This window comes from Ornatilinea apprima (assembly GCF_001306115.1).
Lineage (GTDB): Bacteria > Chloroflexota > Anaerolineae > Anaerolineales > Anaerolineaceae > Ornatilinea > Ornatilinea apprima.
Map to the genome: position 1 here is coordinate 1 of NZ_LGCL01000041.1, position 21,517 is coordinate 21,517.

Genomic DNA, 21,517 nt, shown 5'->3' on the forward strand with positions numbered 1-21,517 from the left:
TGTCTTTGATTTCATATTCCCGGCTGGCTTGCATCAATCCCTTCTGACCGGTGAGCAGTTCTAGAACAACTTTTGCTTTGAATTCCGCGGTAAATTTCCTGCGTTCTCCCATTCTGGACCTCTTTCTTGAATCTTATTCTACCCCTTTAGGGGGTGTCCAGTTTTTGGGGTCCATTACACACATCCCCCTCCAAAATTTTCGTTCCCCCACTCGATATCAAAAAATCCTCTCCCCTTGCAATCATCACAATTAAAAACTCCGCTGGGAGGCCCAAATCTACGACTTGTTGATTCGCCATCGCCGAACCTTCCGGCACCAGCAGTTCCTTTAACTCGCTTTTCAGCCCGCTCATCGGCGTGAACTTAATCGGATACCGCCGCTTCTCTACCGCTGGCGCGTCCACACTCAACCACCGCGCCGCCAGCGGCAGCGTTGTCCCCTGCAGCAACACCGAGGTCAGCACCACAAAAAAGACCACATTGAAAATCAAATCCGCATTGGGCAGACCGGCCAACATTGGGTAGGTGGCCAGGATAATTGGCACTGCCCCACGCAGCCCCACCCATGAGATAAACAGCTTATCACGCCACGGTACCCCAAACTGCAGCAGACTGATGAAAACCCCCAACGGCCGCGCCAGCAGCATCAGGCATAACGCCACCACCAGTGCCACCCCAGAGACCGCCAGCAATCGGGTAGGGAACACCAGCAATCCCAGCGTTAAAAACATGGCGATTTGCATTAACCAGGCCATACCATCATGGAAGTTGAGCAGGCTCTGCCGATGAATAAAACTGTGCCGGCTTAAAAACACCCCCACCAGGTACACCGCCAGATAACCATTTCCCCCCATCACATTCGTCAGCCCAAACACAAAAAACGCCAGCGCCAGCGTCAGCACCGGGTATAACCCTTCGTATCCTAATTTCAAGCGGCGGATCAAAAACAAGGCCACCCAACTCATTAAAAAGCCAACCGCGCCCCCCACCAGCATCTGGATGAAGAACTGCCCCACCAGGTTCAGGGGCGTCAGAGCGGGTGATTGCAGCAGTTGAATCAACCCCGTTGTCAAGAAAATCGCCATTGGGTCATTGCAGCCCGACTCCAGCTCCAGCAGCGGCTTCAAATTTCCTTTGAGGTGAATCCCCTTGGAGCGCAGCACCGAAAATACAGCCGCCGCGTCTGTCGAAGACACAATGGCCCCCACCAGCAGCCCTTCGACCATGCTGAAACCCAGCAGCACATGCACAAAGAAACCGGTTACAACCGCCGTCAGCAGCACCCCCAGCGTTGCCAGAGTCAGCCCCTCGCGCAGAACTCCGCGTACCTGCTTCCAGTCCGTATCCAGCCCGCCCGAAAACAGAATCAGCACCAGCGCCACACTTCCCACCGCCTGCGCCACTCGCGCGTCATCAAAATAGATACCCCCAATTCCATCTGAGCCGGCCAGCATTCCCACACCCAGAAACAACAGCAGCGCTGGCACGCCAAACCGGTCCGACACTTTGCTTGCAAAAATACTCAACAATAAAAGTAGCGACGCCCCAATAAGCACAATCTCCAAACTCATCAGCGAAGAATTCCTTTCTAAACCTAGCGTTTTCTACCTGTTCATCTTAACAAAAAACTCATTGACCTTCCATTCTTCATCTATAATCAAATTATTGCACACACCTATCTCAAAAGGAAAATCTCATGCAAATTGGCATTATCCTCTATTCCCAAACCGGCCACACCCGCAGAGTGGCCCTCCTCACGCAAGATAAACTCAACGCCAGCGGACACGCCGTAACCCTCCACACCCTGGAGTCGGTCGGCCAGCCCGGCTTCAGCCAGGACGCGCAAGCCCCGCTGCAATCCATCCCCTCCGTTGAAGCCTACGACGCCCTCATCTTTGCCACGCCCGTCTGGGGCGGCCACCCCGCTCCCCCCTTCCTCACCTTTCTCAACCATACTCCCGGCCTGCAGGGCAAACGGGTCGCCTGCCTGGTGACCGGATTCTTCCCCGCCCAATGGGGCTGCGTGCAGGCCATCGCCAAAATGAGCGAAATCGCCCAGTCCAAAGGCGCGCAGATCCTCGGCTCCGCCAGCGTTTCCTGGTTCTCCCTCACCCGCGGGCGGCAGATCCAGCAGGCCGCGGAGAACCTGTCCGCGCTGTTTGCGTAAGCACTCAATCCATTCAGCCTCATGGCACCCAGCACCCCTTCTCCGCCGCCGAGCGGGGAAGGGGTCGGCGCAGCCGGGGGATAGGCCCTCTTACCAATTCCAGCAATCCGTGTATTAACTGGCCGCACATTCTGCGTGACCGCCGCCATTCACCCAGCCTGATGACATCAATTTACCCCTTCTCCGCCGCCGAGCGGGGAAGGGGTCGGCGCAGCCGGGGGATGGGGCATTTCTGCGCTGTTTGCTTAAACAGCTGGATTCATGGCGGGTGGAAAGGTGAGCTTCTTTGCGTCTTGAAAAATATTTTACAAATCATTATTATAATAATATAGATTTGTAATTCAGGAGAGCAGATATATTTATCAACCGCCAGTCTGAACTCACCCAGTTCAACCGTCTCTACCAATCCGACCGGGCCGAGCTGCTCGTCCTTTACGGCCGCCGCCGGGTGGGTAAAACGGAGCTGCTGCGCGTCTTCTGCCAGGGCAAACCCCACATCTATTTCATCGCCACCCTCAGTTCCGACAGTGACCAGTTGGCGGCTTTCTCCCATCAAATCTGGAATTTCCTCCACCCCGAAGGTGGGCAGGGACCGGTTTTCGCGTCTTGGGAAGCCGCCTTCCGCGCCCTGGCAGATTTGCCTGGGCGGCCTGTGGTGGTGCTGGATGAGTTCACCTACCTGATCAGCGGTAATAAAGCCATTCCTTCCATTTTGCAAAAAGTTTGGGACCAGCAGCTCAAGAACGCATCCATCATGCTGGTGCTGTGCGGTTCCTATATCGGTATGATGGAATCAGAAGTACTGGAATACCGCGCCCCGCTTTACGGCCGCCGGACCGCCAGCACACTGCTCCGCGCTCTGGATTTTCCCTCCTCGGCCAACTTCTTCCCTCAATACCCTCCCGACCAGCGCTTTCTGGCCTGGTCTATTTTGGGCGGCATGCCCTACTACCTGCTGGCATTCGACCCCGCCATGGATATTGCCACCAACATCCGCCGCGCCATTCTCGACCCGCAGACCGCCCCGCTCTACAGCGAGCCGCGCCTGCTGCTGATGGAAGAGCTGCACGAACCGCGCAATTACTTTTCCATTCTGCGCGCGATTGCCCAGGGCCGCACCCGCCTGAACGAGATTGCTCTGGCCTCTGGCGTGGGCCCAGCCAGCACGGTGGCGCGCTATCTGGACATTCTCCAGCAAATGCGCCTCGTCACCCGCCGCGTGCCCGTCACCGAAAGCCAGCCTGAAAAAAGCAAAAAAGGCCTTTACCAGATCGACGACCATTTTCTGCGTTTCTGGTTTCGCTATGTGCACCCCAACCAGGCCGCCATCGACTTGGGTCTGGCAGACGCCATCCTGGAACAGCGCATCTTAACAGACCTGGAACACTTTGCCGCGGCTGCTTTCGAAGAAGCAGCCCGCGAGCACATCGCCGCGCTGGCGCGGGCCGGGAAGCTGCCATTTTTATCCGAGCGCATCGGGGGATGGTGGGACCGTGAAAGCGAAATCGATGTGCTGGCCGTCAGCCAAGCGCAGCGCGCGCTGCTGGCCGGCGAGTGCAAGTGGTCTGTCAACCCCGTAGGAACAAACATTGTGGAGGATCTCAAGCGCAAAGTGAGTGTCCTCAACCAAACTGGCGAGTGGCGGGAGGTTCATTACTGCCTGTTCTCCCGCTCTGGCTTCACTCCCGCCCTGCTTGAGCAAGCCGGGCGCGAACAAATTCTGCTGATCAGCATCGATCAGATGCTGGTGGAAATTTGAAGTAAGACATCAATGATTCAAAAGCCGTACTCAGCAAGCCGCACGGCTATCCGCGCCTTCTGTGGTACCGCCGCCATTCACCCAGCTTGATGACATCAATTTACCCCTTCTCCGCCGCCGAGCGGGGAAGGGGTCGGCGCAGCCGGGGGATGGGGGATATTCTTCCAAATTCAGCAGGCCGCGGAGAAACTAGCTGCGTTGTTCGCGTAACCGCCGCCATTCACCCAGCTTGATGACATCAATTTACCCCTTCTCCGCCGCCGAGCGGGGAAGGGGTCTGCGCAGCCGGGGGATGGGGCTTTTCCGCCCGCCGCACACCCTGCGCCGGCAAGCTTTCATGTTAAAATATCTCCATGACCCACACCATCTACTTCGGCGATAACCTCCCCATCCTCCAATCTCTGCCGGATGAATCAGTCGATCTCATCTACATCGACCCGCCCTTTAATACCGGAAAAACCCAGGGGCGCACCCAGATTCAAACTGTGCGCGACGAAACCAACGGCGACCGGGTGGGCTTTGGCGGGCGCAGCTACCGCACCGTCGAGCTGGCCAACCGCGCCTACCGCGACCGTTTCGACGACTTTCTCGGCTTCCTCGAACCGCGCCTGATCGAAGCGCGCCGCCTGCTTGCCCCGCACGGCAGTTTGTACTTCCACATTGACTATCGCGAAGTGCATTATTGTAAAATCCTGCTCGATGAGATCTTCGGCCGCGACGCCTTCCTCAACGAGATCATCTGGGCTTACGACTACGGCGGGCGTACCAAAAAGAAATGGCCGCCCAAGCACGACAATATTCTCTACTACGCCAAAGACCCCGAAAACTACACCTTCAACGTGGATGAAATTGAACGCATCCCCTACATGGCCCCCGGCCTGGTCGGCGAGGAGAAAGCCGCCCGCGGCAAGTTACCCACCGACACCTGGTGGCACACCATTGTGCCCACCAACGGCAAAGAGAAAACCGGTTATCCCACCCAGAAGCCGCTTGGCATCCTGCGCCGCATCGTCCAGGCTTCCTCGCGCCCCGGTGACCTGGTGATGGACTTCTTCGCCGGCTCCGGTACCCTCGGTGCGGCCTGCCTGGAACTCAACCGCCGCTTCCTGCTGATCGACAATAATCCCCAGGCCATCCAGGTCATGCGCCAGCGCTTCACAGGCGTATCCGATATCAACTGGATTGGCCTGCCCGCCGAGGATTAAATGGCAGAAACCCGCCTCACCTTTGAAGAAATCCTCACCGAGCTGCAGCGTATGGCCAACCCGGCTTTTGCGCAGCAGCACGAGCGTTTCGGCTCCTTCGCCGCCCAAAAATTGGGCATCCGCGTGCCCGACCTGCGCGCCCTGGCCAAAGGCAACCGCAGCCACACCCTCGCCCAGCAGCTCTGGCAGACCGGTATCCACGAGGCGCGCATCCTGGCAACCATGGTGGACGACCCCAAACAGGTCACCCGCCAGCAGATGGACGCCTGGATTCAGGATTTCGACGCCTGGGATATCTGCGACCAGGCCTGCTGCAATCTCTTTGAGCCTACCCCCTTCGCCCTGGACTGCGCCCTGGAATGGCCGCACCTGAAACCTGAGTACCAGCGCCGCGCCGGTTTCGCCCTGATAGCCTACCTGGCCATCCACCGCAAAAAGCTGCCCGATGAAACCTTTGCGCCGTACCTGGCGCTGATCGAGCAGTACGCCAGCGACGAGCGCAACTTTGTCAAGAAAGCCGTCAACTGGGCCTTGCGCCAGATCGGCAAGCGCAGCCCCGCCCTGTGCCAGCGCGCCATTCAAACCGCCGAGCGCATCGCCCGGCAGGATTCCCCCGCTGCGCGCTGGGTCGCCGCCGACGCTCTGCGCGAGCTGCGCGCCCGTTCTTAATCTCGTCCTTTGGAGAAACCCATGCCGTCAAACGCCCCCATCCTCGAATTTGACCCCGCGCCGCGCGCCATCCTTGAGCCGCAGCCCTTTCCCCCCACCCAGCCCATTCCCAACCGCGCCGTGCTGTGTTTCTTTGCCGAAGTGCTCCAGCACCTGATCGATGAAGGCCGCTTGCAGCCCGCTGGCGCGCTGAAATCGGAAATCGGCCTGAGCCCTTACTACACCCTGGAGATCAACAACCAGTCGATTCTGGTGACCCACCCCGGGGTTGGCGCGCCATTAGCTGCCGGATTTCTGGAAGAGCTGATCGCCCTGGGCGTGAACCAGTTCGTCGCCTGCGGGGGAGCCGGGGTGCTCAACGCGCGCACCCACGCCGGGCACGCCTTTGTGATCAATTCCGCCGTGCGCGACGAGGGTGTCTCTTACCATTATCTGCCCGCCGCCCGCGAAGTTCAGCCCTCTCCGCGCGTCACCGCCGCCCTGCAGGCCAGCCTTGAAGAACACAAAGTGCCCTATGAATTGGTGAAAACCTGGACCACCGACGCCATCTACCGCGAAACCGCCACCAAACGCGACCAGCGCGTGGCCGAAGGCTGTGAGGTGGTTGAAATGGAAGCGGCTGCCTTCTTTGCCGTGGCCCAGTTCCGCGGCGTGGAGTTTGGCCAACTACTCTATGGCGGCGACCTGGTCGTGGCCGAAGGCTGGGACAGCCGCGCCTGGGATCAACGCCAGGATTCTCGTTCCGCCCTCTTCTGGCTGGCCGTCGACGCCTGCACCCGCCTTTAATTCTTCTGATACCATCAAACCAATTCTTGCCTTAGGCTGGCGTGTAGGGCGGCCAACCATCTGCCCGAAACCCACCATCTTCCTGCTTTGAGCCAAGCACAATCTCACACCTGAAAAAAACTTCCCCCGTCCACTTCCAACAGCGCCCACGCCAGCACCGGCAGCAGCACCTCATCCAGATAAGCCCGGCGCGCCGCGACCAGATTTGCGTCCTGGTGCCGCGCCGGCAGCTTCACCTGAAAATACAAACTGCGCAGAAAATCCTTTCCATTCACTCGCGCCCGGTTCACTTCTTCATAATCCGCTCGCGCCCCGTCTAAAAACGCCGATCTCCAGCTCACTCCGCCCGGCGCGCGCGTCAGCGGCGCCAGCCAGGTCTTTAATTCCGCTTCCCCCAGCTCCAGGCGCAGCAGCGCCGCGTACACCGCCACCGCCAGGCGCTCGCATTCGTTGAACAGCCACGGCAAACCCGCCGGGTCGAGCAGGCGTTCCACACTTAACCCCAGAATCGCCTTTCTCTCCTCGCTTCCCAGGTGACGGCTGCAAGCCATATCGCTCAGCAAATCCGCGCCATGCGCCGCCGCGTGCGCCCAGCCTTTTCCAGCGGGCACATATCCGCGCAGATCCGCCTCTTTCCGGTACCAGATCATCGAGCGCTTCAACCAGTCCAGCACCTGCTCGCGCGCCAGGAAAGGCTCACAAGCCAGTTCACCCGTGGCCCGCTCCTGGTCCACCTCCACCACCAGCCCCACGATCAGCGCCGAAAACGCGCGCAGAAACACGCTGTCCGTATCCTTCTCGCCCAACCCCACCGAGAGATTGTTAACCATCTGCTCGCCCAGCGCAACAAGCTGATCCTCGCTCAGCATCCCGCGGGTGATCCACGCCCACAGCACATCCAGGCTGGTCTCGCGCTGCTCCGAGTCGGCCGACCCCAGCCCTTCCATCACCTCCGCCAACAAATCAGCCGCCTGGCGTCCTTGCGGCGCCGCGAAATCCCGCTTGACGATTTCTTTCAACTCCGCGATATCCAGCATGATGTCTCCTCACCCACCCAAATTTACTCCATCCTACCACATCCATCCTTCGCAAACATCTCTTTTTGGGCAAACTACACCACCTTTCTTCCATTCCCCCGCCGCTGCCGCTATAATCATCCTTAATTCCACGAAGAGCAGGCCATGAACCAGAACACCCTACCCGACAAAAAAACAACCTGGCTGCTGCGCCTGTATTACTTCGCCTGGGTCGGCGCTCCGGGTTTCATCTACCCCTTTCTCAACATTTTCTTCACCCGCCAGGGACTCAACGGCCAGCAGATTGGCCTGGTAACTGCCGCGTCTTCATTGGCCTTGCTCATCGCTTCGCCCTTCTGGACGCGCTGGAGCGAAAGCAGCCGCCACCCGCGCCGCGTTCTGCAGGCGGCTCTCATCCTGTCCGGTCTGGGCTGGATCGTGCTGGGCCGCCAGGACCTCTTTGGCTGGATTTTCATTATCAGCGCCCTGCGCACCATCCCCGCGGCCGGCATCTGGCCCATCTCCGACGACCTGGCCCTGCGCCTGCAGGGCTCTTCGCGCGCTGGTTACGGTCAAATCCGCTTGTGGGGCTCGGTGGGTTGGGCGGTGTTTGTACTGGTCAGCGGCTGGCTGATTGAACGATCCGGCCTTTCCATCGGCTTTTTAAGCACGGGCGCCGCTTACTGCGCCTCGGCGTTGATTCTCTTCTTTCTGCCCGGCCTGGAATCCCGCCCGCGGCAGACGCGCCAAGAAACGCAAGCCGCCAGCCAGCCCTCGGTGCTGCAAAGCCTATGGGCATCCCCCGCCCTCCTCGGTTTGGGCGGCATGCTCATTTTGACCGGCATTGGCAACAGCGGGGTGCTGCAGTTTGAAACCGTCTATATGGACGACCTGGGCGCGCGCGAAGCGCTTATCGGCGTGGCGGGTATGTTCAGCGCCGCCGTCGAAGTGCCCGGCATGCTCCTCGCCGACCATTTCATCCGCAAGCACGGCCACGACCGCATCCTGCTGCTTTCGCTGATTTTGCATGTAGTGATGCGCGTCATGGTTTTTGTCTGGCCGTCCATTCCTGTGATTCTCTTCTCACGCCTGTTCAACGGCATCGCCTTCAGCTTATACATGGTTGCCATTGTAGTCACCATCACCAACCATGCCCTCACCAGCCAGCGCGGCACCATGCTGGCCATCTTCAATGTTACCTTGCCCGGCCTGGTCAGCATACTGGCCTCTCCCCTCAGCGGCGCCATCTACGACGCGATGGGCGGACGCGTGCTCTACTTGCTGGCCGCAATCGGATACCTGGTTGGCTGGCTGGGGCTGCGTTTTACACAGCACCTGCCGCCGCGCGGCATGCCCGGTCTTCCGCCGTCCCCCGCCCCGGATTAACCACAAGCAGCCCCATCAATGCAGCACCGCCGCCCTTGCAGGCGGCGGTGACTTCTTTTTCAACCAGCAGCTTATCCCTCAACCGGTATCTGCGCCGGCGCCCAGAAGCTGGCCTCCGCTTTCTCCAGCGGCAGGGTCACCCCATAGGCAGCCAGCGGCGGCGCGCTGACCATATTGAAGGTGTACCAGCGGTTGGCCAGCGGCGAGCCAAAACACATCTCCAACTCACCGGCGGTCAGATCAATGATCATCGAGCGCAGCGTGCCAAAGAACTCGTCATAGTAGTGGCAGGTCAGCCCCTGCGGATAAGGAGCAGCCAGCAGCTCGCGCACATCTTTGCGGGTGATCTTCGGCGCGCGGCTGGACAGAAACTGCTGAATGGTTGCCTCACGCACCGGCGAGTTGCCCATCACATACCCCTGCAGTTTGAGCATCTCCGCGTCATGGAAGTGGTTGGTTGCGATGATCCACGGCTGCGCTTCGTCAACCCCGGCGCGGGTTACCTTCACCTGCGGCCCGTAGATCTCCGCGCGCGCGGCGTTTCCCGCCTTGTCGGCAAAGATCACAATCGGGTTACCCGCCATCGGCATCTCGGCCGTCAGCGCCAGCGCCTCGTCCACCGTGGCGCAGTTCTCCAACGCGCTGCGGATCAGCGCCCAAAACTGGAACCCGTCCTGCACCGGCGGGCGCGCGCCCTCAAACTTACCCACCGGAATGCCCCCCGCCGACATGGTGACCGACAGGCCCTTTTCATTGAAGCCGTCATAGCGCCCGAACAGCAGCGCCGAATTGCTGATGTGCGCGTAGCGCCCGCGCGGGCGGGTCAGCGTCAGGCGAAAATCCTCTTGCTGGTCGCCAAACTCATACGAGCGCCCCACCAGCACATGCCCGTCGGCGGTGGCCTGCGGCAGCACCGCAAACTGCGAACAGTGCCCCGCCGTGAAATAGCTCGCCAGGTAAAACATCACCCGCCGCGCGGGAATCTCAATGCCATCCGCCATGCCCTGCAGCTCGTCATTCAGGCCGGGGCAGTAGCGATCAAACAGGCTCGCCAGCCCTTTGAACTGTTCTTCACTCATCACGTCCGGCGCGGAGCGGAAGAACTGCAGCCAGCCCGGCGAGCGGCGCACCATCTCGGCCTGGGCGCGGCCCATCGCGTAGTCCGTGCCTTCCAGTGTTACAAAATACGCTTCAACGTTTCGTGTTTGCATGATCAATCTCCTGTATGCATCTTGTTCGTGTCAACGCATTGATCATACCGCCGGAGTCACATTCTTGCTTTTCAGCGCTTGCGCCGCACTTTGCAATTCTTGCGCTCTTGGCCGCTTTTTACAATTCCACAACCGGAATACACACTTCAATTTCAAACAAGCCCTGCGGGTGGGTCTCGGGAGTTTGCAGATATACTTCGTAAGGCGGCTGAACGGCGGGCTGAAAGCCGCTGGACGGCAGCCATTCTCCAAATAGAGTGGCATACACCCAGCGGATGCCCTCTCGCGAGCAGGTTGCCCGGCCCACCGCGTACAATCCGCCCGCTATTTCCATATATCCAATCCGCTGGTTGGTCACAACTTTGTGGGGCACAGACAGGCAGGCAAAATACTGACAGCGGTTGGCCGGGGTGATAGCCGGGTCATCAAAAGACAGGCCAATCGACCGCGTCTGCTCACTGATCAGCCCGCGCACACTGGCCCATTTTTGCAGCCGCAGCCACGCCGCGCAAATTTTTTCCCTCTTGTAACCTTCCATGCTCGCCACATAGATCACCGGCACAACCGCCAGCTCCCGCACGCGCACATCCAGCACGGGCAAATGCTGCTCTGGCTGCGCCATGGGGTGCACCCCCATGCGTGAGCTTTGCCCCCGGTCTCGCCGGTATTGGCTGGCGGTTACCCCAAAGCGCTGCTTGAAACCACGCGCGAAGACCGCCGGTGACGAGAATCCGCACGCCAGCGCGATCTCGGTCACCGGCTGCTCGCTCTTCAAGAGCAGGTTGGCCGCCCGCTCCAGGCGCAGGCGGTTCACATAATCGGCGGGGGTTTCGCCCACCATCGCCGAAAAAATACGGTGAAAGTGGTACGGCGAAAACCCGGCCTCGCCAGCTAAAGAGTCCAGCAGCAGCGGCTGGTCAAGATGACGATTGACATAATCCATCACCTGCCGGATACGCTGATCATACTCGTCGCGCGGCGCGCTCTGGTTCATTTACTCTCCCTTTCCGCGTCCCGCGCTGTGCCGGCGCTGGGCAGCAAGGTTGCCACTCCCCAGCCGGCGTTGGCCGCGCGGAACTCTTCGGCCAGCAAATCCAGCAGGATCACGTCATAGCGCTTGCCGGCCACCAGCCGCGCCTCGCGCCGCCGCCCAATTTCCTGAAAGCCCAGCGCGCGGTAGCTGCGCACAGCGCGGTGATTGAAAGAAAACACTCCCACCATGATGTTGTTAAGATTGAGCAGGTTAAACCCGTAATCCAACAGCAGGCGCAGCGCCTCGCGCCCATAACCTTTGCCCCAATAACCCTTCTCGCCAATCACCAGCCCCAGCATCGCCGTCTGATTGACCATGTCGATGTTAAACAGTATGCACCGTCCAATTAATTCACCGGTGCGTTTGTGAATGATGCTGAAAATATGCGCGTGGTGCAGCAGCGCGGCGCGCAGCTCTTCAGCCATTTTTTCCTCCGACATGGGGATATACGCCTCGTCGCCCAACGGCAGGCTGACCTCCAGATCGTTGAACCACGCCTCCCATTTCTCCACGTCTTCCACCTGGCACGGAGATAGATAGCACAACTGTCCACTTAATTTTGGGTAGTGAGTCATCTCGCAAACTCCTTCTTTTCTTCAATGTGGCACACAAGTGGTAACACACAAATGACCTGAGAGAACCGTCTTTTTGGATCGTATTTCGGTTGGCTATTCCTGCTATTGCCCCAAGACCCTATAATTAAAGTACTCCAGAATGAAGAAAAAAGGAAGTCGAAATGGCCTTTACCTTATTTACCACTCACCGCCTAATCAAATCCGAAGATCTCAATCATCACGGAACGCTCTACGCAGGGCGCAGCGCGGAATGGTTCGTGGAGTCCGGATTTGTAGCCGCCGCCAGCCTGCTGCCCCCAGAGAATATCGTCTGCCTGAAAATTCATGGCATGACCTTTCGCCAACCGGCCAACCCCGGTGAAATCCCCGTATTTCAAAGCCGCATTGTCTTCGCCGGGCGCAGCAGCCTGGTGGCCCATGTTCGCGTCCGCGTGCGAGAAAAAGAGCTGGTTAGCGGCTTCATTACCTTTATCCATGTCGATCAGCAGGGGAATCCGCAGCCGCACGGCATTGTTCTGCAAGCCGATACAGATGAAGAAAAACAGATTGCCGAAGCAGCCAAAAACCTTCCGCGCTGACCGCGCCAGCAGAGATCGAGGCACATATGTCCGAATCCCATCCCCTTTACCAGAGAATATACGCCCTGGTACGCCAGATTCCTCCCGGCAAGGTGGCCACTTACGGGCAGATCGCCCGCCTGGTGGGCGGATGCACCCCGCGCATGGTGGGCTACGCCATGGCCGCCGTCCCCAACGGATCCGATGTGCCCTGGCAGCGGGTGATCAACAGCCGCGGCGGCATCAGCCCGCGCGCCAACCCCTTTGGAGAACTCGCCCAGCGCGCCCTGCTGGAAGCCGAAGGCATCCGCTTCGATGAAAACGGGCGCGCGGACCTGGAAACCTGCGCCTGGCTCGGCCCCGATCTGATCTAAATGGTCCACTGCCCTTCAGCCGCCCGCCGGCCTGCCGATACTATTATCAGCGTACCTTCTTGCATGGAAACGAAGCAGGCCGGCCATGGTCCTTCCTACCCAACTTACCTTTCCCAACCGCGCGGCGGCTGCCGCGCCGCTGATCGATACCCCAGCGGCGATTCGCCAGCCAGCCGGCCAGTCGCATCCCGCCCCCGGCACGGCTTCGCTTTCCAGCCTGGCCGCCTTCTCGTATCAAAATCAGCTCACCGAGCTTTCTCTTTCCGCCCACAAAACCGATCTGGTCTACCGCAAAGACAACAGCCTGCTGCTGAAAGCGACCAGCCGCTTTGACGTGACCCTCAAGGCGCAGAACACCCAACTTGACCTGGTGGTCACCGCCGACCGGCTGGGGCTGACCCAGGCCGATTTTGACGCGCTGGGCGGCAAACCCATCGAAATCCGCTTCTCCTTCAGTGAGATGAACGCCCAGATCGAGTTTCATTCTGAAACCCGTGTGGTCAAAAAAACCCGCACCGTCCAAGAGATCCTGCAAGACCTGACCGAAGCCTTAACCGACATCTTCAGCCGGCGCGGTGACAAATCCATTGCCGTGCTGATGGACGAAGAAGCCTTTGGCGTGCTAACCGGCGACCCCAAAATTGCCGGATTATTGGATGAAGTCTTTGCGCTCATCGAAGTCATCAACCATCTCAAGCTGGAAGAAGGCCAGCGCGACCTGTATGCCATTCTTCTCAGCGGCAAGGGCAAGCCGTATATTGATCATCAAGAATCCACTACCGCCAACATCGAATCCCACACCGAAAGTGTCAGTCTGACTATCTTGCCGCCCGCCGAGCCTTTACCAGCCGGTGAAGCGCCTCTACCTGAGCCGCAAGAATCAAAGGAGGAAAGCCTATGAGTGTCAACAGCGTCAGCATGGTAGACCTGGCCACCAGCCTGGCGGCTCAGGCCACAACCATGAAAGCCGGTGAAGTTTCCACGGCCATCGGAACCCATGTGCTTAAAAAGGTGATGGATCAGAACGAGCTGCAGGCGCAAGCCCTGATCAAAATGATCCAGCAGGCCCCATCGCTGGACGGTACCGGAAAACACGTCGACCTTTCCGTCTGAAACAACCCCGCCTCATTACAACCCGGCCGGCGCGCGAAAAAAACTCGCGCGCCGGCCGCATTTCCTGCCCTCCACACCATTCTCAGGTACAATCACCAGCATCATCAACCGGGGAGGTTTCGATGCACTCCATCACCATTCAAACCATGTCTGCCGCCGATTGGCCGTCCGTCCGAGCCATCTACGCCGAGGGAATCGCCGGGGGCAGCGCCACTTTTGAAACCCAGCCGCCCGAATGGGACGCCTGGAATGCTTCCCATTTACCCGGCGGCCGCATCGTTGCCCGCATTGGCGGAGAAGTAGCAGGCTGGGCCGCGCTGTCACCGGTATCTTCGCGCTGTGTATACGCCGGGGTAGCCGAGGTGAGTGTGTATGTCGCCGGAGCGCATCAAGGGCGGGGTGTGGGTCTGGCGCTGCTGCGGGCGCTCATCGAGGCTTCGGAGCCAATGGGCTTGTGGACCTTGCAGGCCGGAATTTTCGCCGAGAACCTCGCCAGCATTCGCCTGCACCAGAAAGCCGGCTTCCGCATGGTGGGCCGGCGAGAAAAAATTGGCTGCCTCAATGGTGTCTGGCGCGACACGATCTTGATGGAAAGAAGAAGCCCTGTGGTGGGTCTATCCTGAAAAAGCCGCGTCCGTCGAGCCTGCTTAGCGGGCAGCCATCTCCATTCGCTTTTCCATCAAAATTACCACCCCCTCGCGCTGCCCAAACAGGCGCGGTGGACGCCTGCTGATTTCTATAAAACCAATCGCCTGCCAGAAGGCGCGAGCGGGCTGGTTGTGTTCCAACACGCCCAGGCCCAGTTTTTGGACCCCCTGCTGCCTGCACCAGTCTTCCAGAGCCATCATCACCGCTTTACCCCAGCCTTTTCCGCGCGCGGCAGGGTCCAGCAGAAACAGGCCAATAAACAGCTTGCCCTTTTCGGGGTAATCCATCACCAGGTCCATCACCCCCATCAGACTGCCGTTCAAGGTCTCAACGCCCAAAACCAGTTTATCCTCTGCCGTTTTGCCTGGCGGCAGGTCGGTCAGCAGTTCTTCGGCTTCATGCGCGCCGGGCAGCTCATCGTGGATCAAGAGATGAAAATCACTGCAGCGCATTACCAGGTCTTGCAGGCGCGGCCCGTCTTCAAAGCGCAAGCGCGCCGCGCGCCAATCGCTGCCGCTCAACAACGGAGTCTCCATGAAAGGCATAGCGGATTTCCTTATGGTTCGGGGGAGATGGGGCTAGAAAACGATGTGCTGGGATTCGGTCATAAAGCGCACAATCGGCGCGTTATCCCAGATATGCGCTTCAATATAGCGCTCCGGGCCAAATTGCCCGTCCGCGTTCCAGTCTTGGGGCAGGCCAAACTCTTCAATCAGGGCTGGCAGTTCGTCGAGCATGTAGATTCGCCCGCGGTACGGTTTACCGTCTTTAGTGCGCATGGCCGGGAAGGTGTCTCCATAGGTGAAGCTGATCACCTCGCGCGGGAAGTAAGACAGCGGAATCTGCAGCTCGCGCCCTTTGGGGTACCAGCTCTTCAGCCACGGGCATTCACCCAGCACCATATAATGGGGGTGTGCGCGGCGCGGCTGCCCGCCCTTTTGCATAAACAAATGGCGCAGCAGCGTCTCAATCCCCCAGCGGCTTTCCAGGTACTCTTCCGGGCGGCGGCTGGCGAACACTTTGGCTTCTTCGCGCAGCATTTCCAATACCTCTTCCGCGTCTTCATCCGACAAATCGGAAAGACTCACGAATGGCCCTATCGATGCTTCATAATAATGGGTTAAAAATTCCGGTACCATAGCGCATACGTCCGTGTAACAGGAGAGAGAACGGACCGGTAATCATTTTTGCGTCCCGCCCAAAAACCTTAACTCTTCAATTGCTCTTGTCCAGCGGAGTAAAGAAGGGATTAATTCTCATTAATATACCACTCTTTTTCCAGGAAAACCTTAAAATCAGACCGCGTTGAAAGGGTTTTTGGGTAGATTCAAGCTGCATTTAACCACCTTCTGCCAGACGCATCTGCATGGCTTTCACCCAGCCCGCGTCCATTTTTACCAGGCGGTTCTTGGTCAGATTCTGTTTAAGCACCCAGCGCGCGTCCTGATCCGCGCACGTCAGCCAGCGCTCAAAGGCCGCTTTTCCCACTTCGGGGTAAGCCGCCACCGCCACGCTCCAGCAGTAGGCCAGCCCCTTGCGCAGCGCGATATACCCCTCCGACTTGCGCTCTGCGCCTGTGGTGATTCCCTCCATCGCCCGCTCCAGAATGTCAAACACCCGCCCGGCATGCCCGGCCTGCTTCAGCAGGCGCGGCTCGCAGATCGCGGCCGCCGCGGCGCGTTTCTCCAGGCAGGTCCCGGCTGCCCACAGGCGCATTTCATCCAGCAGCGCGTCCATATTCACATCTCCCCAGCACTGCAGCGCCATACATACCGCCTCGCGCATGCGCCAGCGCGGATCGTTGGCCAGTTCTCTCAGGCGCGCCGTCTGGCTCAGGTCGCCTTGCGCCAGGCAGCGCCCCAACCCCACCGCCCCGCAGAACGCCAAAAATTCACACGGATCATTGACCGGGGCCGTTTGCGCCGGATTCTCATCGAGCAGGCGTTGAAAGTCTACCAGCGTACCCTCCTTACTGAAAGCCATCGCCAATTCAATGTTCCCGCGCGGCCCGGGCAGCCCGGATTGTTCCAGCAGGTAAGGCTCCCAATCAGTTAGCGCGCTCAAAACTCGCTGGTATTCATCCAATTTCGACATGTCATCCTTCTTTCATCAACGTATTAAGCAACCCCGCAAATCGTGGAACGATGAAAACGATTCTACTCCCAAACCAAACTTGACAAAGCGCGATTTTGCGGTAAAATTCATTAAGTGTATTTAATACACTATTTATCGGATACTATTGAAATTAAGGAACATAAAAAATGAAAACCTCGCACCTCATTGATGACTCCCGCGAGTACCTGGAATTTGTGCAGAACTGGGTAGAGGCGCTGCCGGCGGCGCGCATGCAAGACGCCAAAATTCACCCCGCTTCAAGCGCCTTGATTTCCGTGGATGTGATCAAGGGCTTTTGCAGCATCGGCCCGCTGGCCAGCCCGCGCGTCAACACCATCGTCGAGCCGATCGCCCGACTGATGCGCCGCCTTTGGGATCTGGGACTGCGCCACATCCTTCTTTCGCAAGACACGCACGAACCCGATGCGGTTGAGTTTGGTGCGTTTCCGCCGCATTGCGTCCGGGGAACCGAAGAAGCCGAAACAGTGGACGCGATTCAATCCCTGCCATTTTTTGACCAAATGCTCCTGCTGGAAAAAAACTCCATCCAATCCGGCCTGAACACCGGACTGGAGCAGTGGATCAGCCAGCACCCCGAAGTGGACACCTTTATCGTCGTCGGTGACTGCACCGATCTGTGCACCTATCAGCTGGCCATGCACCTGCGCCTTTCCGCCAACGCCAGCCAGCTCCAACGCCGCGTGATCGTGCCCGCCGACTGCGTGCAAACTTACGACATGGGCGTGGCCGCGGCTGCCGCGCTGGGCGGCGTGCCTCACCCCGGCGAGCTGCTTCACCATGTTTTTTTGCATCACATGCACCTGAACGGCATCGAGGTTGTGGGCAGCCTGGAATAAGGCATCAGTTCCAAAGAAGTTGCAGAGCCATAATGCCATTCTTCGGTAGGGGCGAATGGCCATCCGCCCAATGAACCCCATCCCCGCGGCTTCGCCGCTGCCCCTTCCCCGCGGTGCAGGGACGGGGCAAAGACCCACCACAGGAAATCTGCGCGTTGAACAGATCTTTGTAGGGTGCGGCGGCGCCGCACCGGCTTTGTGAAGGCGGTTAACCAACCCGCCCAATGAATTCTGAATCGATTCCAGCCATCAAACCAGCCAGAAGACTGGCGCGATTAGCTGGTCTCGTTTATAGTTAAACGCAGATTTACGCCAAAGAAAGTAGACCGCGCCAAAAATGGAGCCTTTACCATTTTTCAAAACCCCGCTCACCCTGACGGTGGAAGAAATTACCCGCTACATCCGCCAGATGATGGAAAGCGATGAAGTGCTGCGGGACGTGCGCGTTCTCGGTGAAGTCTCCAACCTCTCCATGCCCAAATCGGGCCACATTTACTTTACCCTTAAAGACCATGCCGCCCAATTGCGCTGCGTCATCTGGCGCAGCCAGGCGGTGCGCATCCGCTTCGCCCTGCAAGACGGCATGGCCGTCGAAGCCCACGGCGCCATCAGCGTGTACGAGCGCGACGGCCAGTACCAGTTGTACGTTTTCACCCTGCAGCCGGTGGGCGAAGGGCTGCTTTACCAGGAATTTTTGCGCCTGAAAGCCATGCTGGAAGCCGAAGGGCTGTTCGATGAAGCGCGCAAGCGCCCCCTGCCGGCTTTCCCCCAGAAAATTGGCATCATCAGTTCGCCCACCGGGGCCGCCCTGCAAGACATGCTCAACACCCTGCGCACGCGCTACCCCATCGCCGAAGTCATCCTCGCCCCCTCCGCAGTGCAGGGCGCAGAAGCCCCTGCCGAACTGGTGCGCGCCTTGCGCTGCTTGAACGGCCTGCCCGACCTGGATGTGATTCTTCTGGCGCGCGGTGGCGGTTCGCTGGAAGACCTGTGGGCTTTCAATGATGAGCTTGTGGTGCGCGCGGTGGCAAGTTCGCGCGTGCCCGTGATCAGCGGGGTGGGCCACGAAACCGACTTCACCCTGGTCGACTTTGCCGCCGATTTTCGCGCCCCCACACCCACCGGCGCGGCGGTGGCCGCCACTCCCGACCGCAAAGACCTGCTGCTCAACCTGCTCGACGCGCGCATGGACCTTCTTGGCGCGTACACAACCCGAGTGAGCACCGCCCGTGAGCGCCTGTCCAATTTGCAGCAGCGCCTTTTGCGTGCCTCGCCCGTGCGCCGCATTCAGGACAGCCACCAGGCACTGGACCAGCTTTCCGCCCGCGCTTTGCGCGCGGCGGGCCAGCGCATCAAGTGGGAACATTCCCGGTTGACCGCCACCAGCGAGCGGTTAAGCGCGCTCAACCCGGCCAATGTGCTCCAGCGCGGATACGCCATTCTCAACCTGCCCGATGGCTCGTTGCTAAAAAGCGTTGCCCAGGCGCCTGCCGGCCAGGATTTTCAGGTACAGCTCAGCGACGGGCGTTTTTCCGCCCGCGCTGTGGAATCCCCCCTCTCCACCCCACAGAAGGATTAAGATGGCCAAGAAAACCAGTGATGTTGAAAAATTGAGTTATGAACAGGCTTTCGCGGAGCTTGAGCAGATCATCGCCACCCTGGAAAACGAACAGCCCACCCTCGATGAGGCCACAGCCTTGTTTGAGCGCGGCCAGGCGCTGATGCAGCACTGTGCCAGCCTGCTGGACCAGGCTGAGTTAAAAATTCGCAAGCTGTCCAACGCTGAGTTGGACCAGGAATAAAGGCAGGGGGCGCGGATGATTTTGCAACAGCTCGCCAACAATCACATGCTGCACGCGGTGCTGATCGCCTGGTTTCTGGCGCAGTTTCTTAAGGTGCCGATGGAATATCTGCTCAATCACAACCTGAACTGGGGTTTGTGGTTCAGCAGCGGCGGCATGCCCAGCTCGCATTCCGCCCTGGTAACCGCCGCGGTCGCTTCCACCGGTTTATACAGCGGATTTGACACCCCCGCCTTTGCTGTGGCAGTTGCCCTGGCGATGGTGGTGATCTACGACGCCACCGGCGTGCGCCGTCAGGCGGGCATTCAAGCCCAGCGCATCAACACCATGATCAGCGAATTGTTCATGGGACACCCCATCTCTGAAGAACGCTTGAAAGAAGTGCTCGGCCATACCCCCCGCCAGGTAATCGCCGGGGTGCTGCTGGGAATCGCCATTTCGGTTTCCGTGTGGCTCATCTGGCCGCCAGTGAATTAAAGCAAAAGCGGGGCGCGCGCCCCGCCTTCTTTCATTTCAAACCCCGTTAACTTATCCAAATCCCAGATCGCGCATTGCATCTTCTTCGGTGCGCTGGCCGCCCAGAACACCCGCTTTTTCTCCCAGCAAATCCTTCCAGAACTGCTCGTCATAGCGCCGCGTGCGCACCGGTATCGGCATGGGAACGCCCCACCCCAGCAGCAGCACCTCTTCCGCCGGCTGAAGGTGTGCCAGCATCCCGCGCAGCTGGTCTTTGGCGGCCAGCCCCGAAAGCACCGCGCTAATATCCGCATCGTCACCCAGCCAGCCCGAAATGCGCGTGCCAAGCTGCGAAAGCACCTCATCGTAAATCTGCGAAGGCCGCTGATCAATGATCAGCAACGTTACATAGTATTTGCGCATCTCGCGCGCGATGGTGCTGAAGGTCGTTTGGGCGGCCATCTCACGGTTGAGCAGCTTGTGCGCCTCTTCCACCGCCACCACCAGCGGGCGCGGTTCTTCCTTCTTCCCGCTGCGAAAATCATTCACCATCGTTTCCCACGCCGCGCGAATGCGCCGTGTGAGCAGGTTGGTCACCAGCAGGTAAGCCAGGTCGTGATCGTGCTCACCAAACGACATCACAATGTGCTTGCCGTCTTTCAGGGATTGAATCACATCGTTCAGCGCGTTGCCGGGCGGCTCTTCCACAATGTAAGGCAGGTTGAAGACCCGCCGCAGTTTATTGTGCAGCCCTTCGGCAGCCATCACATTCACGCCTTCCTGATTGGCCCACGCCGCCACACTATCTGGCGCGGGGATTTTCTTGCCCGTCTCTTCATCCACAATCACTGCGCCGGCGCGCATCTGCTTAAACTCGTGGAACCAGTCTGCACCAAAGGACTTATGCAGCGCGTCCAGCGTGGTGGAGGTGGTTTCCTTCAGGTTTAATTCGCGCGTCAGCAGCTCAATATCCTCCGGCTGAATGTCGCGCTCAGCGATTTGCAGGGTAAAGTCCGGGCGGCGCCCGCGGATCGAAGCCGTGCTGCCCAGCCCCACCACCCGCACGCGCGACGGGAATTTGCTCTGCAAGCCCGGAACGCGCAAATTGGTATCCGAAGCGGTGTCGTCGTAAGCGTACTCGTTGTGCATATCAAACATCAGCACCGAGGCCTTACTGTAATTAATCAACCCCGAGAGAATGATGCGCGTCAAAAACGACTTGCCCGTGCCGGTCGCGCCAAAGATGCCCGAAGAGCGCTGCACCAGCTTCTCCAGGTTAATGCACACCGGGTGCTGCTGCTCGCGGGTGTAACCCACCACAAAGTTGCGCTTCTCTTCCGGCTTGCCAAACACCGAGGCCACGTCCTCGGCGCGCGCCAGGCGCAGCGGCGCGTGGTGCGCCGGGATGGTTTTGACCGGCAGAATTTTGGGATCAGCGCCGTCAAGCTGCTTCACCCACTCTTCATACCCCGGCGAACCGGGCGCCGGTGATTCAATCATCAGCGCGGGCATCACCTGCAAATTGGTATACAGCGTCTGCCCGTGCAGCAGCTGCGCCAGCCCGCCCGGCAGGCGCGCCTCGCTCTGCTCATCGGCAAAGCGCGGGTCGGTGGCCCCCAGTTGAATATCGGTAACCAAGCCATAAAACTGGTGATCGCCGCTCTCGGCCACCACAAAGCCGCCTTCCTGCACGCTTTCGGCTGGCACCGTCAGGCGCACGCGCAGGCCTTCTTTTAATCCGCCCCCCACCACATAGCCAATCCAGCCGTACATGGCCTCATTTTGCAT

Annotated in this window: 24 protein-coding genes; 15 read left to right on the forward strand and 9 right to left on the reverse strand. The window is 59.3% G+C overall.

Translation table 11 applies throughout. From position 1 onward, the window contains the following. Positions 1–146 precede the first annotated feature (146 nt). Complete coding sequence (locus ADN00_RS16870; RefSeq protein ID WP_075064188.1) at positions 147–1,571, reverse strand: potassium/proton antiporter; 1,425 nt, start codon at positions 1,569–1,571, stop codon at positions 147–149. 125 nt (positions 1,572–1,696) lie between these two features. Here ADN00_RS16870 and ADN00_RS16875 point away from each other — a divergent pair, with 125 nt between their 5' ends. From ADN00_RS16875 to ADN00_RS16895, 5 genes are all read left to right on the forward strand, one after another. Beyond that, positions 1,697–2,167 carry a flavodoxin family protein gene (locus tag ADN00_RS16875; RefSeq protein ID WP_075064189.1) on the forward strand — a complete coding sequence of 157 codons (471 nt, stop codon included), beginning with the start codon at positions 1,697–1,699 and terminating at the stop codon, positions 2,165–2,167. A gap of 361 nt (positions 2,168–2,528) precedes the next feature. Continuing rightward, the gene (locus ADN00_RS16880; protein WP_236691538.1) at positions 2,529–3,926 is read left to right on the forward strand and encodes an ATP-binding protein; all 1,398 of its coding nucleotides are present in this window, start codon (positions 2,529–2,531) and stop codon (positions 3,924–3,926) included. A 353-nt stretch (positions 3,927–4,279) separates the two neighbouring features. Continuing rightward, positions 4,280–5,131: a DNA-methyltransferase gene (locus ADN00_RS16885; protein WP_075064191.1), complete on the forward strand. Its 852-nt coding sequence runs from the start codon at positions 4,280–4,282 to the stop codon at positions 5,129–5,131. Further along, positions 5,132–5,800: a DNA alkylation repair protein gene (locus tag ADN00_RS16890; RefSeq protein WP_075064192.1), complete on the forward strand. Its 669-nt coding sequence runs from the start codon at positions 5,132–5,134 to the stop codon at positions 5,798–5,800. A 21-nt stretch (positions 5,801–5,821) separates the two neighbouring features. Further along, a complete protein-coding gene (locus tag ADN00_RS16895; protein ID WP_075064193.1) occupies positions 5,822–6,586 on the forward strand; it encodes a nucleoside phosphorylase in 765 nt (254 codons plus the stop codon). A 104-nt stretch (positions 6,587–6,690) separates the two neighbouring features. On the opposite strand, the gene ADN00_RS16900 is transcribed toward ADN00_RS16895, so the two are convergent. After that, positions 6,691–7,623, reverse strand: coding sequence for a DUF2785 domain-containing protein (locus tag ADN00_RS16900; protein ID WP_075064194.1), 933 nt, complete (start codon positions 7,621–7,623; stop codon positions 6,691–6,693). Between the two features lie 144 nt (positions 7,624–7,767). Here ADN00_RS16900 and ADN00_RS16905 point away from each other — a divergent pair, with 144 nt between their 5' ends. Continuing rightward, positions 7,768–8,988: an MFS transporter gene (locus ADN00_RS16905; RefSeq protein WP_075064195.1), complete on the forward strand. Its 1,221-nt coding sequence runs from the start codon at positions 7,768–7,770 to the stop codon at positions 8,986–8,988. Positions 8,989–9,059: 71 nt separating this feature from the next. Here ADN00_RS16905 and ADN00_RS16910 read toward each other — a convergent pair whose 3' ends face one another. The 3 genes from ADN00_RS16910 to ADN00_RS16920 form a co-directional block, all read right to left on the reverse strand. Next, on the reverse strand, positions 9,060–10,199 hold the full coding sequence (locus ADN00_RS16910) for a C45 family autoproteolytic acyltransferase/hydolase (RefSeq protein WP_075064196.1): 1,140 nt from the start codon (positions 10,197–10,199) through the stop codon (positions 9,060–9,062). A 118-nt stretch (positions 10,200–10,317) separates the two neighbouring features. Further along, positions 10,318–11,193 carry an AraC family transcriptional regulator gene (locus tag ADN00_RS16915; protein WP_075064197.1) on the reverse strand — a complete coding sequence of 292 codons (876 nt, stop codon included), beginning with the start codon at positions 11,191–11,193 and terminating at the stop codon, positions 10,318–10,320. Next, a complete protein-coding gene (locus ADN00_RS16920) occupies positions 11,190–11,807 on the reverse strand; it encodes a GNAT family N-acetyltransferase (RefSeq protein ID WP_075064198.1) in 618 nt (205 codons plus the stop codon). The genes ADN00_RS16915 and ADN00_RS16920 overlap by 4 nt, the downstream gene beginning before the upstream one ends. Before the next feature lie 161 nt (positions 11,808–11,968). Here ADN00_RS16920 and ADN00_RS16925 point away from each other — a divergent pair, with 161 nt between their 5' ends. The 5 genes from ADN00_RS16925 to ADN00_RS16945 all read left to right on the forward strand — a co-directional run bounded on the left by ADN00_RS16925 (position 11,969) and on the right by ADN00_RS16945 (position 14,474). Continuing rightward, complete coding sequence (locus ADN00_RS16925; RefSeq protein ID WP_075064199.1) at positions 11,969–12,385, forward strand: acyl-CoA thioesterase; 417 nt, start codon at positions 11,969–11,971, stop codon at positions 12,383–12,385. 26 nt (positions 12,386–12,411) lie between these two features. Next, the gene (locus ADN00_RS16930; RefSeq protein WP_075064200.1) at positions 12,412–12,738 is read left to right on the forward strand and encodes an MGMT family protein; all 327 of its coding nucleotides are present in this window, start codon (positions 12,412–12,414) and stop codon (positions 12,736–12,738) included. A gap of 85 nt (positions 12,739–12,823) precedes the next feature. After that, complete coding sequence (locus tag ADN00_RS16935) at positions 12,824–13,639, forward strand: hypothetical protein (RefSeq protein WP_075064201.1); 816 nt, start codon at positions 12,824–12,826, stop codon at positions 13,637–13,639. After that, a complete protein-coding gene (locus ADN00_RS16940) occupies positions 13,636–13,851 on the forward strand; it encodes a YjfB family protein (RefSeq protein WP_075064202.1) in 216 nt (71 codons plus the stop codon). The genes ADN00_RS16935 and ADN00_RS16940 overlap by 4 nt, the downstream gene beginning before the upstream one ends. Before the next feature lie 122 nt (positions 13,852–13,973). Then, positions 13,974–14,474, forward strand: coding sequence for a GNAT family N-acetyltransferase (locus tag ADN00_RS16945; RefSeq protein ID WP_075064203.1), 501 nt, complete (start codon positions 13,974–13,976; stop codon positions 14,472–14,474). 24 nt (positions 14,475–14,498) lie between these two features. On the opposite strand, the gene ADN00_RS16950 is transcribed toward ADN00_RS16945, so the two are convergent. From ADN00_RS16950 to ADN00_RS16960, 3 genes are all read right to left on the reverse strand, one after another. Next, positions 14,499–15,044: a GNAT family N-acetyltransferase gene (locus tag ADN00_RS16950; protein WP_075064204.1), complete on the reverse strand. Its 546-nt coding sequence runs from the start codon at positions 15,042–15,044 to the stop codon at positions 14,499–14,501. A gap of 33 nt (positions 15,045–15,077) precedes the next feature. Beyond that, the gene (locus ADN00_RS16955) at positions 15,078–15,587 is read right to left on the reverse strand and encodes a hypothetical protein (protein WP_201781219.1); all 510 of its coding nucleotides are present in this window, start codon (positions 15,585–15,587) and stop codon (positions 15,078–15,080) included. Between the two features lie 250 nt (positions 15,588–15,837). Next, on the reverse strand, positions 15,838–16,593 hold the full coding sequence (locus tag ADN00_RS16960) for a hypothetical protein (RefSeq protein WP_075064206.1): 756 nt from the start codon (positions 16,591–16,593) through the stop codon (positions 15,838–15,840). A 167-nt stretch (positions 16,594–16,760) separates the two neighbouring features. On the opposite strand from ADN00_RS16960, the gene ADN00_RS16965 reads away from it, so the two are divergent. The 4 genes from ADN00_RS16965 (at position 16,761) to ADN00_RS16980 (ending at position 19,750) form a co-directional block, all read left to right on the forward strand. After that, on the forward strand, positions 16,761–17,471 hold the full coding sequence (locus ADN00_RS16965) for a cysteine hydrolase family protein (RefSeq protein WP_075064207.1): 711 nt from the start codon (positions 16,761–16,763) through the stop codon (positions 17,469–17,471). A gap of 337 nt (positions 17,472–17,808) precedes the next feature. After that, positions 17,809–19,050 (forward strand): exodeoxyribonuclease VII large subunit, encoded by a 1,242-nt coding sequence (gene xseA / locus ADN00_RS16970; RefSeq protein ID WP_075064208.1) that lies wholly within the window; start codon positions 17,809–17,811, stop codon positions 19,048–19,050. Between the two features lies 1 nt (position 19,051). Then, complete coding sequence (xseB, locus tag ADN00_RS16975; RefSeq protein WP_075064209.1) at positions 19,052–19,273, forward strand: exodeoxyribonuclease VII small subunit; 222 nt, start codon at positions 19,052–19,054, stop codon at positions 19,271–19,273. 15 nt (positions 19,274–19,288) lie between these two features. After that, a complete protein-coding gene (locus ADN00_RS16980; protein ID WP_075064210.1) occupies positions 19,289–19,750 on the forward strand; it encodes a divergent PAP2 family protein in 462 nt (153 codons plus the stop codon). A gap of 51 nt (positions 19,751–19,801) precedes the next feature. Here the strand turns inward: ADN00_RS16980 and ADN00_RS16985 are convergent, their stop codons facing one another. Continuing rightward, positions 19,802–21,517: a helicase HerA domain-containing protein gene (locus ADN00_RS16985; protein WP_075064211.1), complete on the reverse strand. Its 1,716-nt coding sequence runs from the start codon at positions 21,515–21,517 to the stop codon at positions 19,802–19,804.

What these genes read in the sequence shown, in the direction of transcription:
- ADN00_RS16895 (WP_075064193.1), top strand. Translation starts at nt 5,822, where the DNA reads ATGCCGTCAAACGCCCCCATCCTCGAATTTGACCCCGCGCCGCGCGCC.
- ADN00_RS16900 (WP_075064194.1), bottom strand. Translation starts at nt 7,623, where the DNA reads ATGCTGGATATCGCGGAGTTGAAAGAAATCGTCAAGCGGGATTTCGCG.
- ADN00_RS16915 (WP_075064197.1), bottom strand. Translation starts at nt 11,193, where the DNA reads ATGAACCAGAGCGCGCCGCGCGACGAGTATGATCAGCGTATCCGGCAG.
- ADN00_RS16935 (WP_075064201.1), top strand. Translation starts at nt 12,824, where the DNA reads ATGGTCCTTCCTACCCAACTTACCTTTCCCAACCGCGCGGCGGCTGCC.
- ADN00_RS16890 (WP_075064192.1), top strand. Translation starts at nt 5,132, where the DNA reads ATGGCAGAAACCCGCCTCACCTTTGAAGAAATCCTCACCGAGCTGCAG.
- ADN00_RS16910 (WP_075064196.1), bottom strand. Translation starts at nt 10,199, where the DNA reads ATGCAAACACGAAACGTTGAAGCGTATTTTGTAACACTGGAAGGCACG.
- xseB (WP_075064209.1), top strand. Translation starts at nt 19,052, where the DNA reads ATGGCCAAGAAAACCAGTGATGTTGAAAAATTGAGTTATGAACAGGCT.
- ADN00_RS16930 (WP_075064200.1), top strand. Translation starts at nt 12,412, where the DNA reads ATGTCCGAATCCCATCCCCTTTACCAGAGAATATACGCCCTGGTACGC.
- ADN00_RS16870 (WP_075064188.1), bottom strand. Translation starts at nt 1,571, where the DNA reads ATGAGTTTGGAGATTGTGCTTATTGGGGCGTCGCTACTTTTATTGTTG.
- ADN00_RS16950 (WP_075064204.1), bottom strand. Translation starts at nt 15,044, where the DNA reads ATGCCTTTCATGGAGACTCCGTTGTTGAGCGGCAGCGATTGGCGCGCG.
- ADN00_RS16875 (WP_075064189.1), top strand. Translation starts at nt 1,697, where the DNA reads ATGCAAATTGGCATTATCCTCTATTCCCAAACCGGCCACACCCGCAGA.
- ADN00_RS16920 (WP_075064198.1), bottom strand. Translation starts at nt 11,807, where the DNA reads ATGACTCACTACCCAAAATTAAGTGGACAGTTGTGCTATCTATCTCCG.
- ADN00_RS16885 (WP_075064191.1), top strand. Translation starts at nt 4,280, where the DNA reads ATGACCCACACCATCTACTTCGGCGATAACCTCCCCATCCTCCAATCT.
- ADN00_RS16940 (WP_075064202.1), top strand. Translation starts at nt 13,636, where the DNA reads ATGAGTGTCAACAGCGTCAGCATGGTAGACCTGGCCACCAGCCTGGCG.
- ADN00_RS16945 (WP_075064203.1), top strand. Translation starts at nt 13,974, where the DNA reads ATGCACTCCATCACCATTCAAACCATGTCTGCCGCCGATTGGCCGTCC.
- ADN00_RS16925 (WP_075064199.1), top strand. Translation starts at nt 11,969, where the DNA reads ATGGCCTTTACCTTATTTACCACTCACCGCCTAATCAAATCCGAAGAT.
- xseA (WP_075064208.1), top strand. Translation starts at nt 17,809, where the DNA reads ATGGAGCCTTTACCATTTTTCAAAACCCCGCTCACCCTGACGGTGGAA.
- ADN00_RS16980 (WP_075064210.1), top strand. Translation starts at nt 19,289, where the DNA reads ATGATTTTGCAACAGCTCGCCAACAATCACATGCTGCACGCGGTGCTG.
- ADN00_RS16905 (WP_075064195.1), top strand. Translation starts at nt 7,768, where the DNA reads ATGAACCAGAACACCCTACCCGACAAAAAAACAACCTGGCTGCTGCGC.
- ADN00_RS16985 (WP_075064211.1), bottom strand. Translation starts at nt 21,517, where the DNA reads ATGCAAAATGAGGCCATGTACGGCTGGATTGGCTATGTGGTGGGGGGC.
- ADN00_RS16960 (WP_075064206.1), bottom strand. Translation starts at nt 16,593, where the DNA reads ATGTCGAAATTGGATGAATACCAGCGAGTTTTGAGCGCGCTAACTGAT.
- ADN00_RS16965 (WP_075064207.1), top strand. Translation starts at nt 16,761, where the DNA reads ATGAAAACCTCGCACCTCATTGATGACTCCCGCGAGTACCTGGAATTT.